This is a genomic window from Laspinema olomoucense D3b (assembly GCF_025370785.1).
In the GTDB taxonomy this organism is placed as follows: Bacteria; Cyanobacteriota; Cyanobacteriia; order Cyanobacteriales; family Laspinemataceae; genus Laspinema; species Laspinema olomoucense.
Genome location: NZ_JAMXFA010000009.1, coordinates 167,844 through 183,000, shown reverse-complemented (window position 1 = coordinate 183,000; position 15,157 = coordinate 167,844). Strand labels below are relative to the sequence as shown.

The following is a 15,157-nucleotide window of genomic DNA, read 5'->3' as shown; positions in this document are numbered from 1 at the left end:
AATCTTTGTTTATATCTCCGGTGCAAATCATACACAGACCCTTGTCATTTAAAATGTAAAATAGGATAGCTTAAAAAGTAGATTTGAAGGCTGGTATTTTCCCCCTTTCTACCGTCATTTAAAATTATTTGGCCAGAGGTCTCATCTTGGATCTCCACACTTTTTGATTCGGGTGGAATCTTGCTTGGGGGGTAGCACCCCCCATCTGAGTAGGCAACGGAATCCCTGCATAGTGGGGCTACAGGAACGTAGACGCGCCTGCGACTTCGGTGGAGGGTAGCCTGCCTACGCAGGCTAAAATAGAAAACCGACTTGAGACAACTGGATTTAGTCTGAACCCCTAGGACAAGAACCCGAAACCGGATTTTTGGCCCTTTCTGGTTTGCGGATGGCTGGAGATTTGGTGAAGAAAGCCGGTTTCGGCGTCGTACTGTACCTCCAGACTAGGTGGCACTGGCGGGACCGTAAATATCACCCAGGGGGGAAATGCTTTGAGAAATCATCCGATCGCGGGGTTGTCCGTTTTCATCACCCGTGCTGCGATCGCTGATAAAAGATAATTCCATATTCAGGCGCATCTCTGCGTGTCGCCATTCCTTACCGGGTTCCAGAAATTCAATGGTGGGAAACCCTAAACGAGTCGGTTTCACAAAATCGGTCATTTCTGCACAGGCCATTTGCACTTCTTCTTTGAGTTCTTTGACTATTTCGCTGACTTGACGCGGTTCACGACAAATCAGATTAGTATCGGCTTGAATTACGGCAGTATCCGGCAAAATTAACCTCGGGGTTTGTCGCGTCAGACAATCAATGTGATGTAACGTTTCCTCGCCACGCATCTTGAATCCGGCGATCGCCAACAAGCGAATCGTCCCGCGATCCCATCCCCCACTGGGTTGAATCGCCGTTCCTTTCGACCCATCAATTAAACAGTTGACGTCGTAAGAAACGCGGGTAACGGCCCACAAGAGGATAGACAGCAGTTCATTAAAGAGGAATGTCTGCCGATAAAACTTGTGGGTGGGAAGCTTAATTAAGGTATCGTTGGAAAAAATGGCCGTTTGGATCGGGGTTTGAGAATGGGTCATAGCACCAAGGGTTAGGCGTTGGGCAAAAGAACGCGATGCTATTGTAACGGTTTTTGGTTAGCGGGGGTAGCGCTGTCGGTGTCCATTCTTTTCCGACTGTGCCATTCCTCTACTCCAGTCCGTCTCCTCTAAGGGGCGATCGCCACCCCCGGCATCGGTTGCCAGTCTCCAGATGACCACACCGCTTCCTCGGGAACATCCGGGATAAATTCCAGACTAATTTTCATTTTAATTTGGCCTTTTTCCCAACGGGACAAAGAAAAGTTCTGTATTACCCCGAAAAGTTTTAATGATTACACCTCTTCTTTTTGCCAGAAATCTATTATTGCCGGATACAGTCCCTTAAAAAATCAGCGAAACGCCATCACCTCAATTTCCAGGGTGAACAGCTTATCCCTCTTTTGTCACTCTAGGCAGAGGAAAATAAGAAATGTCCATCAGCCGAAGGAGGGAAGAGCGCGAAGCAAGCCCGATTAATAAAATTAATTAATCGATTTAACCCCCAAGATAATTGAGGAATAGGAAAGACTTGTAACCAATAGAGAATATAATTAAAACAGAGCTTCGGCAGGAGGAGTAATTGGAGGTTATTTAACATATTCTTCCAACTTGTTTGATGATTCCAATGAGGATGTTGAGTGACCGAAAACCTAAAAATCTCTGAGGCTGGAGTCGGAGAACTTGTTGCTGAAGACTTAAAAGGAGAAGTCATTAAAGTAACGAGCAAATAAGCGCTACAGACAAGTTCCCACCATTTTTCGATATCTGTGTAATGAGTCAGCCTCCAATCGGCCCATCCCAACTCAGACTTACTCTGCATAAATCCATATTCCACCCAAGTTCTATCTCCGTATATATCCCCTACATTTTCAGAGTTAAGGTTGGGAATGTTACTCATCACAAAACTTGTTGAGTTTTCAGGAAGAGTTTTAGTATCTGTTGTGAGGTCCCAGTAAGTTCGTCTTCCTTTTTCACCAAAAATAACTTCTCTTACATAACGAGTTTCTGTTTCACCTTGACTCATATGTCGGGTAAATGTTTTCCATTCATTGGCTGAAACGCTTTGTCCTTCAGGTAGCCAGACTCCATGATTACTCCTGATTGACACCATATACAAGAGTCCTAATTCCTCCAGTTTGTTCAAAAAATAAGTCTCACTTTCCCCATAAAGACTATCGGCTAATACCAATTCTATTTGGAAACCAAGGTGAACCATCTCTTCAATTAATCCGGCGGCAATTTGAGGTTTGGTTTTATAAATATCTCCCGCTTTTAAGCACTTTTGAGGCTTGAAGACTTCAAAGAGGATAGGAAAAGTTATTCCATCAATTAATCCGTAAGCAACTACAGATACAATTCCGTTTTCTACCTTTCCTAATCGACCGATATATTGCCGAGCTACATAATCAGTTTTTTTGCCTTTTTTAGGGTCTCCTGTCTCATCAATAATCACCCGAATTCTGCGACCTTTTAAATGATTTAAAATGAGCTGGATTCTCGAATTTCTGTGCTGGTGAATGTCCCAAGGAGAGCGAGTCAGAAAATGGTGTAACCCCTGGGCGTTTTCTAGTCCCAAAACTTTCGCGATTTCCGGTAAGGTCTTTCGTTTTATTTCGGATAATATTCCTACATGGATATTTTTAAATGCCTCATAAGTCCTAACATCTGAAAACAGGCTTTTATAGTTTTCACAGTATTCATCAATTAGAGGGAGGGTGGGCTTGGCTTGTTTTGGGGCAATCATGGTCCTGCTCTGGCTTTCAGCCGTTTTTTTTTATTATACTCTACCTAGAGTGACAGAAGAGGGCTATAGCAATCCTAAATGACTTGTAACAAAGATAGCGAGCAAGATGCTCCCACGGACAAGGCTCTCAGGTTTGGATCCATGACACAACTGATTTAGGACTGCTATAGCAGCCTAATGCCTGCCACGATTACATCTTCAGGAGAAGGATACTTCCCGCTTTCTACCTGACTTTTAATAAATTTCTCAATTTCTGAATTTAACGAAATATTCATGTTTAACCTCAGTTTTAATCCGGTTGAATAAACACTTGATATGCTGCTCTAGTCTCTAAATTCAACCAATCCCTCGGCTTCCTGTTTTCGGAAGACAGAGGATAGGCGTTATCTTGACGATCTAACAGAAAATGTAAGCGATTTTCAACGGCTGGCGGCAGTTGAAAGCAAGTCAGTTCCAGGGGAATTTCGACGATTTCCGGCATAACCCAGTTAGCCTCAGTTTGTGCTTACGGTTATTCTATTGTAATTGCCAGAACAGGAGCAAGCAACAACCGGCGAGGATTTGAAGGTCCCTCTGGTGGTGTCGGTGGTTGATTTATAAATTTATCTGATGCTATTTAGGTTAACTGATGCAATAATTCAACAGTTCCCAGTTTTTTCCTTAAATTTAATCGCCGCATCGCCAACGCACTAACAAGGGTTTTGGGCATTTTTTGACAATCTGCCCAATTATGGTAGAGTGTATTCTTAGTGAAGCAGTTTGTCTGATTACTAAAATTGCTGGATTTTGCTACAACTTTTCGCCGCTAACCCTTATGCTCCCGTTGTCGTGGGGCCAGGTGTTAGGTGTCATCGCCTCCCACCTGTCCTCCCCCGTCACCAATTTTTTTTCGCCTCAAAACACCGCCTCTTGACAAATCAGCTATTGTGTGTATTCCACTCATCCGATAAGTTAGGAGTTGCTGGGATTCTAGGGACAGGGGGAATCACCGATCGCGCTTAGGGATCTGATAAGATTGGAAAGGCAATCCATCTCTACATTAATGATGTGACTGCCGGTTGCTACCCTTGCCAGCGGATTGACCGACTTGAACTAACCCAGCTATGCCAATCACCCCTCAACAATTACTAGAGCGAAAACAACAAGGAATGGCGATCGTGGCGCTGACGGCTTATGATTATGTCTCGGCGAAATTGCTCGATCGCGCTGGGGTGGATTTGCTGTTAGTTGGCGATTCTTTAGGGATGGTGGTGTTGGGGTATGAAACCACTCTGCCGTTAACCCTAGATGAGATGATTCATCATGCGAAAGCTGTGCGACGGGGTATCGAAAAAGCCTTGATGGTGGTGGATTTACCGTTTTTAACTTATCAAGAAAGTCCCCAACAGGCGATGCATTCGGCGGGAAGAATTCTCAAGGAAACGGGTGCTCAGGCGGTGAAGTTGGAGGGGGGATATCCGGAAATTGCGGAAACTGTCCGGCGATTGGTGTTGGCAGGAATTCCAGTGTTGGGTCATGTGGGGTTAACGCCGCAATCGGTGCATCAATTAGGGTATCGGAAACAGGGGAAAACTCCCGAAACGAGCGATCGCATTTTTAAGGAGGCAGTCGCATTGCAGGAAGCGGGTGCATTTGCGGTGGTTTTGGAGCATATTCCCGGTAAATTAGCAGCAGAAATTTCTAAAACTTTGGTGATTCCCACCATTGGCATCGGTGCCGGGGTGCATTGTGATGGACAGGTCTTGGTGACTCATGATTTATTGGGACTAACTGACCGAGTGCCGCCTTTTGCAAAACGCTACGCCAATTTGCAGGAGACGATTACTCAGGCGGTGCAGGCTTATGGGGAAGACGTTCGCGATCGCCGTTTTCCCCTGGATTAAAACTTGTGACATCGCACCATAAGAAACCGGGTTTCTGCTGCAAATTTGTTCAAAGTTAGCCGAAATTTGGACAAGAAACCCGGTTTCCAAGCCTTATTTTACCCCCAGATTTAAACTATTGCAGGTTAACAACCGAGGATTGCCTGGAAGGGTCGAAATTCAACTGCCGCCACTGCCGAGAACGAACAGACTAAAGAGTGTGCCGCTGTTCCAGAGACTGTGGAGGAGGATGGAGGAGAGGAGATTGCGCGATCGCGTATAGACGAATCCTAAGACCATTCCCAAGGTTGCCAATGGCAGAACTTCGGAGAGGTTGAGATGTGCCAAGGCAAACAATAAACTGCTGAGTACAATAGCGGTGGTAACGGAGAAGTAACGAGTCAGGGAGGGTAAGAGAAATCCCCGAAACATGATTTCTTCAAAAATAGGTGCTGCCACAGAAGCGGTGATGAAAAAGATGGTTAGCGCTACGGTATCTCGGTTTTCTAAGGCAATGGATAAAATGGGGTTGCTGCCACCGCGTCCCTGCCAAAATTGTTGGTTAATAATAGATACTAGAATGACTAAAGGTAAGGCAGCAAAATAACCGCCGAATCCCCAGGAAATCCAGCTTGCCTGTAGAACATTAAAGCGAAACCAGTCTTTAGCGAGGGGAAAGAAGGAACGGATGGAGAAGAAGAGGACTAATAATCCGCCAATGGCGATCGCAATATAAGTTGCCAGGATATAGAAGGCACGACTGCGAACATCTAAGATAGCAGATTGGACGCCTAAGAGTTGAACAACGATGGGGACTAAAACTTGTCCGAGGAAGAAGAATCCGACAATGAAAACCTGCCAGATGGTTTCCCAATCCCAAGGAGTTTCCCAGGTGCGATCGCCATTTTGAACCAAGAGGGAATCTTTGCGGTTAAGGATCCATTGAATGCCGAGAAAGATGAGTAAACCGACTCCCACAACAAACCCAAATGCGGGAATGCCGGTAACTGTTGCCAATTTTCCTAGAGATTCCGTTGCTCTTTCTTGTTCTTCAAGAGTGATGCGATTTAAGGCTTCATCTTGTCCCTGGATTTGATACAATTGTCGGAAGGCTTGATAACGAAACCATCCGTCTAAGTTTTGGGTGAGAAGTTCTTCTGAATTAGGGGGAAGGGTGGGGGAATCTTGCCAAAGGGTTAATAATAAATCTGCTGTATTAGCGGTAGGTTGAAGGTGGGGACTAGAACGTTCAGCTAATGGAGTCCAAGTCTCGATCGCCTGTTCTAAATTACCTTGACTGGCTTTTAAAATGCCGAGTCTTAACAGGAGTTCATCCCGGAGAGTTTCTTGATGGGAAATTTGCTCTTGAATTTTTAGTTTGGCAAGTTCAGGGGAATTGATGCCTTCAATTAGCGGCGGATCTGAAGATTCATCCGGTGGGAGGATGACAGTGGAGGAGAGACGACTGCTTTGGGTGGCGATCGCTTCTTCCGTGGAGGCGACTGCCTCTTGATACTGTTTCAGCGCTGCTTCTAACGGTTTTTCCCCCGCCAAAGCCTGAACAATTTGCACTGCCGGATCATTGGGATACTCGCCTTGGTACTCTGCCACATGAAGCAGCAGATTTGTTTGATAGAGTTCCAGACGGCTTTGAACCTGGGGTTGATTGAAACTTTGCACCAAAGAAGTTCCCACCAGGAAAACTGCCAGCAGGGTTAGTGCCGTTAAAACCACGCGCTTGATTAGCTTGATTGCATCCATTGTCTGCTTCTTCTTCCTCTGGATTCAGTAAATAGTATTATGATTCGACAGTCACTCTCTATCAGTTTAGCTTGGATCGGAGTCTAAACGGCTGGATATCAGGAAAATTGATAAGAGTTGAATTAATTTGGGGATATATTAGAGGTAATTTAATGGGAAATTAACCGTCTTTGCTTTATGAGTTTAGCGCTAAAAATTGTTAGATTTTGAGGTAACCAAAGGTTAAATTATCAAAGATTAATGCTCAATTTTAAAATAAATTTTTGGCCTAATTCTGAAAGAAATCTCTCCAACAGCCCTGAATCAGGGGGTGGGTTGAGGGGGAGGGAAGAGGCGTCAAGGTGGGAATAAAAATGCGATCGCCTAGTTTAACTGGAGACCAAGAAGCGGTAAAATGCGATCGATTCTGCCCCTGCGCTTCACTCGCCTTGGGAGTCGGCACCATTTCTTTTGGAGGATAGAACCCTGACTACTCGCGTAATTATTGTCCGTCACGGTCAAAGCACGTTTAACAAAGAACGGCGAATCCAAGGTCGCCTCGATAAATCCGTCCTCACCGAAAAGGGTCGCGAGACGGCGAGTCAAGTTGCGGCAGCCCTGAAGGGCATTTCCTTTGATGCCGTCTACTGTAGTCCCCTGAAACGGGCGAAAGAAACCGCCGAGGCGATCGTTGCTGATTTGGCGGGAGACTCCAAACCTCCAGCACCCCAACCCAGCGATAAACTGATGGAAGTGGACTTGCGGTTGTGGGAAGGAATGCTCAGGGAAGAGGTCCAAGAGAAGTTTGGCGAAGATTACCGCTGTTGGCAAGAAAGACCCCATGAATTTTCGATGAATGTTCCCTCAGAAACGGGAACTGTGGAACATTTTCCTGTTTTAGCACTGCATGAACAAGCGAAACAATTTTGGGATGAAATCTTACCTCGCCATCCCAATCAAACGATTTTAATCGTGGGTCATAATGGAATTAATCGCTGTTTGTTGAGTACCGCCTTGGGAATTTCTCCCGCGCGATATCATTCCATTCAACAATCGAATTGTGGGATTAGTATCCTGAATTTTGATACACCGAGACCCCCATTAAAAGGGAAACTCCCCGTCCAACTGGAATCGATGAATTTAACCAGTCATGTGGGGGAAATATTACCCAAACCCAGACCCGGACATATTGGACCCCGACTATTATTAGTCCGGCATGGGGAAACCGAGTGGAACCGGCAACAGCGATTCCAGGGACAAATAGATGTTCCCTTGAATGATAATGGCCGATCGCAGTCTAAATGTGCTGCTGACTACTTGCAAGATGTGCAAATCGATTTTGCCGTGAGTAGTTCCATGTTGCGTCCCAAAGAAACAGCGGAAATTATCTTGCAAAATCATCCCGGTGTGGAATTAAAAGTGGATGATTTATTGCGAGAAATTAGTCACGGACTCTGGGAAGGAAAGTTTGAATCCGAAATCGAAACCGACTTTCCGGGAATGTTAGACCAATGGAAAAATACCCCCGAATCGGTGCAAATGCCAGAAGGGGAAAATTTGGAACAGGTGTGGGAACGGAGTGTTCAGGCATGGCAAAACATTGTGAAAGCTGCTAAACCCGGAACAACGGGATTAGTGGTGGCGCATGATGCGATTAATAAAGCCTTGTTATGTCATTTCGCTGGTCTGGGTCCTGAGCATTTTTGGAACTTCAAACAAGGGAATGGCGCAATTACCGTGATTGACTACACCCTAGGACCGGATCACCCCCCGGTGTTAGAAGCGATTAACATTACAACCCATTTTGGAGGGATTTTGGACAAGACTGCGGCAGGTGCATTGTAATTTTAAAACTTAGATTTAATTGGTACAAGTCTAAGTTGTTAAAACCCTCCCCTTGGCAAGGGGAGGGGACCGGAAAGGAAAAGATTGATAGTGTTTGCTGTTGGGTGTTGACTGTGAATGAACTGCTGCAACAAGTTCGGATAATTAACCCGGTTTCGGGAGAGGATACGATCGCCGATGTTGGGATTGTCAATGGTGCGATCGCGCAAATTGCGCCAGAAATTGCCGACTGGGAGAGTGATACTCAAGTACGGAATTGCCAGGGATTAATCTTAGGTCCCGGTTTAGTGGATCTGTACAGTCACAGTGGGGAACCTGGATTTGAGGAACGAGAAACCCTGACTTCATTGATGCATTCGGCAAGAAGTGGAGGGTTTACGCAGGTGGCAATTTTGCCAGATACTCATCCCCCGGTGGACAATCCTGGGGGATTAGCATTTCTGCAACAAAAAGTCCAAGGAATTAGAACCCTAAATGACTTGTTCCCTCCCCCCACTCCTTCCCTACCGAAACTGCATTTTTGGGGTGCATTAACCCTGGGAATCAAGGGAGAACAAATGACAGAATTAGCCGAATTAGAAGCATCTGGCATTGTGGGATTTGCTGATGGTCAACCCATTGCCGATTTAGCACTACTGAGGCGGATTTTGGAATATTTGAACCCCTGGGGTAAACCTGTAGCACTATGGCCTTGTAGTCGTAAGTTAGCAGGAGAGGGAGTCGTCCGGGAAGGGACTGCTTCAATTCGGTTGGGATTGCCAGGAAATCCGACGATCGCAGAAACAACCGCCTTAGCAGCATTGCTGGAAATTGTTGCAGCAACGGGAACACCAGTTCATATCATGCGCGTGTCTACCCAGCGAGGAGTGCAACTGATTGAAGCTGCCAAGGCGCAAGGATTACCCATCACTGCCAGTACCTCCTGGATGCACCTGTTGGTGAATGCGGCACAAATTAACAATCCAGCATTGTTTACTCCCTACTGTCCCAGTCTGCACCTAGAACCGCCAGTGGGGAATCCCCAGGACCAACAGGCATTGATTGCAGGAGTAAAATCTGGGGTTATTGATGCGATCGCCATTGATCATACCCCTTACACCTACGAGGAAAAAACCGTTGCCTTTGCTGAATCCCCTCCCGGTGCGATCGGACTGGAATTGGCATTACCCTTATTGTGGCAGCATTTAGTCACCACAGAGCAGTTGTCGCCGGTGGAATTATGGCGTGCTTTGAGTAGCAATCCTGCCAAATGCCTGCAACAAACTCCAACGGCGATCGCACCCGGGACAGTGGCAGATTTTACCTTGTTTGACCCTCAACAGTCTTGGCGGGTTACCGGAGAGAGTCTCAAATCCCTGTCGAGTAACACCCCTTGGTTAGAACGAGAGATTATAGGACGGGTGGTGGAGATTTGGTGTTAGTCATTTGTCATTGGTCATTGGTCATTGGTCATTGGGAAGGATAAGGATAGGGAGATTAAAGTCTCGTGTCATGGCTGAAGCCGTGACACGCACCTCTTGCGGCTTAAGCGCCTGTATGGGACACTAGAAGCAGATCCTCCCATCGTGCGTGACTCGCTTCAGCCAAGTCACGAGGACATCTCCCCCATCCTCCCAATAACAAATGACAAATGACAAATGACAAATGACAAATGACAAATGACCCAAAATCTTGCCTCATATCCCCTCACCATTTAACAATGAGAACTATCAACAACGCGCAGCAGGAGAAATTGCGGTGAGTCAAGAATTTGATTACGATTTAGTGATTATTGGCGCAGGAGTGGGGGGACATGGTGCCGCCTTACACGCTGTGAAATGTGGCTTAAAAACCGCGATCGTCGAAGCTGGTGACATGGGAGGCACTTGCGTCAATCGTGGCTGTATTCCCTCAAAAGCCCTGCTTGCAGCCTCGGGACGAGTGCGAGAGTTGCGGGATGCTCATCACTTAAAAACCCTCGGCATTCAACTCGGTGGCATCTCCTTCGATCGCGAAACTATTGCCAATCATGCCGATAATACCGTCTCTAAATTGCGCGGCGAATTGGTCAACAGTCTCAAACGCCTGAATGTTGATGTGATTCAAGGCTGGGGAAAACTGGCAGGAAGTCAAAAAGTTGTCGTAGAAACCCCTAGCGGTGAAAAGACGATTACTGCTAAGGATATCATGTTAGCACCCGGTTCCGTGCCTTGGGTTCCTCCTGGGATTGAAGTCGATGGCAAAACCGTTTTTACCAGCGATCATGCGATTAAATTAGACTGGTTACCCCAATGGATTGCCATTATTGGCAGTGGTTATATCGGGTTAGAATTTGCCGATATTTACACCGCTTTGGGTTCCGAAGTAACCATGATTGAAGCGTTGGATAGGCTGATGCCAACCTTTGATCCGGATATTGCCAAACAAGCGCAACGGGTGTTAATTGCACCTCGGGACATTGAAACTCGGGTGGGAGTTTTAGCCGCCAAAGTCACTCCCGGTTCTCCGGTGGTGATTGAATTAATGGACCCCAAAACTAAGGAAGTCGTCGAAGTTTTAGAAGTGGATGCTTGTCTAGTGGCAACGGGACGAATTCCTGCTACTAAAAACTTAGGATTGGAATCCGTGGGTGCAGAAACCGATCGCCGGGGTTTCTTACCTGTAAATGATGCGATGCAATTGTTAGCCGGTGGTGAACCTGTTCCTCATGTATGGGCGATCGGCGATGCAATGGGTAAAATGATGTTAGCACACGCCGCATCGGCACAAGGGGTCGCCGTCATTGAAAACATTTGCGGACGTCCTCGCACAATTGATTATCGCAGTATTCCTGCTGCTGCCTTTACCCATCCCGAAATGAGTTTTGTGGGATTAACGGAACCTGCCGCAGAAGAATTAGGCAAAGAAGAGGGATTTGAAGTTGCCGCAGTGCGAACTTATTTCAAGGGAAATTCCAAGGCGATCGCCGAGGGAGAAACCGATGGAATTGCTAAAGTCATCTACCGCAAAGATACCGGAGAAATCCTCGGCGTGCATATTTTTGGATATCATGCCGCTGATTTAATTCAAGAAGCTGCCAACGCGATCGCCAATCGTGAATCAGTGAATGAATTAGCCTTTAGCGTTCATACTCACCCCACTCTTTCTGAAGTATTAGATGAAGCCTATAAACGCGCTGCTAACGTGTAATTCTTCATCTTAAAAGCGAGAATTTATAGAATAAGTCCGCAATTTTGCGGGCTTATTCTTGGGATTTAATTGAATAAAAATTAACCAGTTTATTTAAATAAAACGTTATTCTTAATCGGATATTAAGCCTGGAATTATCGCTTATAAAAATCACTTAAAAGCTGTCAATTTGAAATGGCGTATGCAACTGATTAATGTAATTTTTAGAAGTTAAATTGTTTCCAATCCGGATTTTGATTGCAAAATTTAACGGAGACTGGGGATTTTTTTTGTAGACAGCGGAAGGAGACTAGACTAGGCGTGGGGTTTGTGAATCTGTAATTTTATCAAGTTCAGTCGCCTCTAGGCTACGCTCTAACAGTTTACACCCCGCCCGCTTCTCCTAATTGTTTATCCCTCCACTCTTAACGATGCCACACCTTAAAACAGTTCTTTGCTTAAGTTTCTTGGTTTTATCAGCTTGTGCCAGCAGTCCCACAACTGAAATTCAATCTCCCCCTGGGGATACTAATACAAATCCTTCCGTTCCCTCTGTCCCCCAAAATACTCCCGTTTCCCAAGCACCAATTCCTAATCCTATTTTTGAGCCAATTCTACCTAAAATTAAACAAGAAACTCAAATTCCCATTCTTCTGCCAGATTATATTTTCGGGTCCGATGGCGCAACTCAAGTTTATGCCACGGTTGAGACAGTAACGCCTTCTCAATACCAAATCATCCTAGGTTTGACACCAGACTGTAACGGGGGAACAGCTTGTCGAGTTGGCACGGTTTCGGGAGAAGAACTTTCCCCCAGTAGTGCAGATTTAGAAGGCAAAGCAGTCCCGTTAGATGAGGGAATCACCGGCTATTTTGTGGATGCGGTTTGTGGTGCAAATTGTTCTGATTCTACGATGACTTGGGACCAAAATGGCATCAGGTATCAGATGGGAATTAAAGCCGGAAAACCCGAAGATTTAGTGAAAATGGCTAATTCTGCGATCGCCAGCGGGACCTATTAAACTCCGGACTTTGTGAGGGCGATCGCCCTTAAAATACATATTTCCTCAGGGGATTCCAAAAAATAAATCATCCAAATTCTTTACTCTTGTAGCCTGCGGAGGCAGGCTTTGTCCGTGTAGCCTCCGGGCTTCAGCCTGCGGGGTTTTTGCATATTTTATTTTATGGAGTTCTCTCAGAGGATTTTGGCAACTGCCAAGATCCTCTATTTTTTGCGTGCGATCGCCAGAATATCCGCCCTTCACTGTTCTAACTTTTGGCAAATCTACCCCCACAATTTTAGGCCCTCTTTAATCCTCCCCTGGAAAAAATATTTACCTCACTTCCAGGGTAAGAAGTATTGCAGATTATCAATTTCTAATATTTAACTGCTCTTACTTCGAGGGGAAAATTTAATTGTAAAGATTTGTAAATCTACTTGCGGGGTATCACCCCTCGCTGCTATATTAAATGGAGTAGATGCACCCTGATGGCAACGCCCACTCACCCAGTGGGCGTTTTTTTTATCTACCATTTTGCAAATTGCAGCAGTGTAATTCACTACAAATTTGCCAAGCCAACTTAGTTGTAAAGATTTATAAAGATACTTGCGGGGTATCACCCCTCACTGCTATATTAAATGGAGTAGATGCACCCTGATGGCAACGCCCACTCACCCAGTGGGCGTTTTTTTTGGATTTTCAGCAAAAAACTGACCCCACGGATCAAGTTCCGCGCGGATCAGCAGCCGTTTTCAGTCTGTTCCTAGCCCGATTCCTCAATTAACCGGGGGCTACTTAAAAAAAGGGACCCTTACCACGATCGCAACGCCCGCAGTTGAGGCGTCTTCTTGGACTGATGCGCCTGCATCCGCATCAACACATCATCTAAAATCTGCACCGCCTCCAAAATAAACGGCCCTTTATTCAGCATCACGCATTCTGCCCGTTCCGCCATTGCCGCATCGGTAATTTCCGCCCGAGAGGGAATCCCCGTTTTGGCAAGACTTTCAAGCACTTGGGTTGCCCAAATCACCGGAACTTGTGCCGCTTCACATAACCAGAGAATTTCTTCCTGAATTTCTGCCAACCGTTGAAAACCGAGCTCTACGGCTAAATCCCCACGGGCAATCATCACCCCAAAGGGTTGTTTACTGGCACCTTGGACGATTAATTCCGGTAAATTTCGCACGGCTTCTTGAGTTTCGATTTTGGCAACGATCGCCAAAGTGCGAGCTTTTTCAGGCGATCGCAGACTTAATTCTTGTTGCAATCGCCGCATATCTTCGGCAGTTTGCACAAAAGAATAGCCGACAATATCCGCGTGTTTGGCGACAAAATCCAAATCCTGTAAATCTTTATCGGTGAGGGAACTTAAGGGTAAAACCGTCTCGGGAAAATTAATGCCTTTATCAGTTTTGAGTTTTTCCCCTTTGGGACGGGTGTGCGTCACGCGCAGCAGGACCCCATCGGGCAGAATAGAGTCAACAATTGCGCCCAGTTTGCCATCATCAATCCAGATTGGATCACCTTCTTTTAAACCTGCGATCGCCTCCGGTAAGGTACAGCTTATACTAGGCATTCCTTTTTTAGATTTGGGTTTATTGGCCGATAAAACAAAGTGATCGCCAGGAAACAAGCGCTTTTTTTTATCCGCTTCGATTAACTTGCCTGTGCGAATTTTAGGACCGCTTAAATCAAAATAAACTTTGCAAGACTGGCCGGTTTCAGCTTCTGCCCGCCGAATGAAACCCACCATTTTTTCCCATTCCACGGGAGTATCATGGGCGCAATTAATTCGCAGACAATTGGCACCTTGAGTGAGTAAATTTCTGACTAATTCATAATCTTCAGCCGCTTCTGTGGGGAGGGTCACCATAATTCGCACGCGGCGACTGGGGGATGGGGAACCAAAGACAGCGCGGGCGCGATAATTCAGGATGCGATCGCCTCGGAAGAAAGCCCGTAAGGGAGGGCGTTTGGGTAAAGTTGCCGGGTCACGATTACAAACTGCCCCTAACGTGGCGATCGCTGCATCTAAATTCGGCAAAACCCGCGCCTCACTGCGTCCCAGGGAAGATAATCCCCAGGGAGTTAACGCCATTTGTAAATCCCGTAAATCCTGCCTTCGCAACGCTAAATAATAGGCAAAATTCAGGCCACTAATTAAAAATGACCGTCTTTGAATTCCCGGACGCCATTGTTCAAACAGTTCTCGGCCCTCATTCTCAACGGTTTCACGGAGTTTGAGTAAAGCATTCAAAAGGTCTTCTGGATTGGCTAACTCAGGAATAGGGAGTTGTATCGGCTCAGAAGTCAAGGTTTGCATGATACGTTACGGAATAGAATACAAAAGTAATTCCTTCAAAATCTGTCAAACATCCGGTTTCACCTTTTCCTGATGCTTTTGTGGATGAAGAAGATATTTTTATTTTAGAAGACTTAGGAACTTCGCCACCCTGGAAGAAACAAATCTTAATTGGTGTTCCAGATTACAAAGATAAATTACAAAAAATTTACCTGTCTATTTTTTTTCTGATTTTACCCACTTAGGCGCGTTCAAAACCCCGGCTCAATTCAAGCAAACTAAATTAGTCAAAAGTCGCTATAGTGCTGATCAATAATTAGGAGGTATCCCCACCGAGAAGCTCATTAAATTAACCCGGTGATACGGAATCCGGCATTCAAAGGGCTATAAAAACCCGCAGGCAGGCTCAAGCCCGGAGGCTATAC

At 45.8% G+C, this 15,157-nt stretch carries 13 protein-coding genes; 5 read left to right on the top strand and 8 right to left on the bottom strand.

All coding sequences use genetic code 11. The annotated features are described in order from the left end of the window. Positions 1 to 443: 443 nt before the first annotated feature. From NG792_RS09280 to NG792_RS09260, 5 genes are all read right to left on the bottom strand, one after another. Entirely contained in the window at positions 444 to 1,088 is a 645-nt protein-coding gene (locus tag NG792_RS09280; RefSeq protein WP_261201556.1) for a hypothetical protein, read from the bottom strand. A 128-nt stretch (positions 1,089 to 1,216) separates the two neighbouring features. After that, positions 1,217 to 1,345 carry a KGK domain-containing protein gene (locus NG792_RS09275; protein WP_261235265.1) on the bottom strand — a complete coding sequence of 43 codons (129 nt, stop codon included), beginning with the start codon at positions 1,343 to 1,345 and terminating at the stop codon, positions 1,217 to 1,219. A gap of 152 nt (positions 1,346 to 1,497) precedes the next feature. Continuing rightward, positions 1,498 to 2,832 (bottom strand): IS701 family transposase, encoded by a 1,335-nt coding sequence (locus tag NG792_RS09270; protein ID WP_261235264.1) that lies wholly within the window; start codon positions 2,830 to 2,832, stop codon positions 1,498 to 1,500. A 164-nt stretch (positions 2,833 to 2,996) separates the two neighbouring features. Continuing rightward, on the bottom strand, positions 2,997 to 3,107 hold the full coding sequence (locus NG792_RS09265; RefSeq protein WP_261235263.1) for a ribbon-helix-helix domain-containing protein: 111 nt from the start codon (positions 3,105 to 3,107) through the stop codon (positions 2,997 to 2,999). A gap of 14 nt (positions 3,108 to 3,121) precedes the next feature. Next, the gene (locus NG792_RS09260; protein WP_261235262.1) at positions 3,122 to 3,313 is read right to left on the bottom strand and encodes a hypothetical protein; all 192 of its coding nucleotides are present in this window, start codon (positions 3,311 to 3,313) and stop codon (positions 3,122 to 3,124) included. 622 nt (positions 3,314 to 3,935) lie between these two features. Between NG792_RS09260 and panB the strand changes: the two genes are divergently transcribed. Further along, positions 3,936 to 4,715, top strand: a complete 780-nt coding sequence (gene panB / locus NG792_RS09255) for a 3-methyl-2-oxobutanoate hydroxymethyltransferase (protein WP_261200460.1) — start codon at positions 3,936 to 3,938, stop codon at positions 4,713 to 4,715. Between the two features lie 159 nt (positions 4,716 to 4,874). On the opposite strand, the gene NG792_RS09250 is transcribed toward panB, so the two are convergent. Next, complete coding sequence (locus tag NG792_RS09250; RefSeq protein ID WP_261235261.1) at positions 4,875 to 6,455, bottom strand: CPBP family intramembrane glutamic endopeptidase; 1,581 nt, start codon at positions 6,453 to 6,455, stop codon at positions 4,875 to 4,877. A gap of 268 nt (positions 6,456 to 6,723) precedes the next feature. Next, the gene (locus NG792_RS09245; RefSeq protein WP_261200462.1) at positions 6,724 to 6,900 is read right to left on the bottom strand and encodes a hypothetical protein; all 177 of its coding nucleotides are present in this window, start codon (positions 6,898 to 6,900) and stop codon (positions 6,724 to 6,726) included. A 20-nt stretch (positions 6,901 to 6,920) separates the two neighbouring features. Here NG792_RS09245 and NG792_RS09240 point away from each other — a divergent pair, with 20 nt between their 5' ends. The 4 genes from NG792_RS09240 (at position 6,921) to NG792_RS09225 (ending at position 12,448) form a co-directional block, all read left to right on the top strand. Then, positions 6,921 to 8,279: a histidine phosphatase family protein gene (locus NG792_RS09240; protein WP_261235270.1), complete on the top strand. Its 1,359-nt coding sequence runs from the start codon at positions 6,921 to 6,923 to the stop codon at positions 8,277 to 8,279. Positions 8,280 to 8,392: 113 nt separating this feature from the next. After that, positions 8,393 to 9,700, top strand: coding sequence for a dihydroorotase (locus tag NG792_RS09235; RefSeq protein ID WP_261200510.1), 1,308 nt, complete (start codon positions 8,393 to 8,395; stop codon positions 9,698 to 9,700). Positions 9,701 to 10,016: 316 nt separating this feature from the next. Further along, entirely contained in the window at positions 10,017 to 11,447 is a 1,431-nt protein-coding gene (gene lpdA / locus NG792_RS09230; RefSeq protein WP_261235260.1) for a dihydrolipoyl dehydrogenase, read from the top strand. A gap of 410 nt (positions 11,448 to 11,857) precedes the next feature. Continuing rightward, positions 11,858 to 12,448, top strand: coding sequence for a hypothetical protein (locus tag NG792_RS09225; RefSeq protein ID WP_261200463.1), 591 nt, complete (start codon positions 11,858 to 11,860; stop codon positions 12,446 to 12,448). Positions 12,449 to 13,238: 790 nt separating this feature from the next. On the opposite strand, the gene NG792_RS09220 is transcribed toward NG792_RS09225, so the two are convergent. Further along, positions 13,239 to 14,753, bottom strand: a complete 1,515-nt coding sequence (locus tag NG792_RS09220) for a pyruvate kinase (RefSeq protein ID WP_261235259.1) — start codon at positions 14,751 to 14,753, stop codon at positions 13,239 to 13,241. Between the last annotated feature and the right edge of the window lie 404 nt (positions 14,754 to 15,157).

Bases quoted from the DNA above. Each gene is read 5' to 3' on its own strand.
- NG792_RS09280 (WP_261201556.1), bottom strand. From the start codon at position 1,088: ATGACCCATTCTCAAACCCCGATCCAAACGGCCATTTTTTCCAACGAT.
- NG792_RS09270 (WP_261235264.1), bottom strand. From the start codon at position 2,832: ATGATTGCCCCAAAACAAGCCAAGCCCACCCTCCCTCTAATTGATGAA.
- NG792_RS09265 (WP_261235263.1), bottom strand. From the start codon at position 3,107: ATGAATATTTCGTTAAATTCAGAAATTGAGAAATTTATTAAAAGTCAG.
- NG792_RS09260 (WP_261235262.1), bottom strand. From the start codon at position 3,313: ATGCCGGAAATCGTCGAAATTCCCCTGGAACTGACTTGCTTTCAACTG.
- panB (WP_261200460.1), top strand. From the start codon at position 3,936: ATGCCAATCACCCCTCAACAATTACTAGAGCGAAAACAACAAGGAATG.
- NG792_RS09250 (WP_261235261.1), bottom strand. From the start codon at position 6,455: ATGGATGCAATCAAGCTAATCAAGCGCGTGGTTTTAACGGCACTAACC.
- NG792_RS09245 (WP_261200462.1), bottom strand. From the start codon at position 6,900: ATGGTGCCGACTCCCAAGGCGAGTGAAGCGCAGGGGCAGAATCGATCG.
- NG792_RS09225 (WP_261200463.1), top strand. From the start codon at position 11,858: ATGCCACACCTTAAAACAGTTCTTTGCTTAAGTTTCTTGGTTTTATCA.
- NG792_RS09220 (WP_261235259.1), bottom strand. From the start codon at position 14,753: ATGCAAACCTTGACTTCTGAGCCGATACAACTCCCTATTCCTGAGTTA.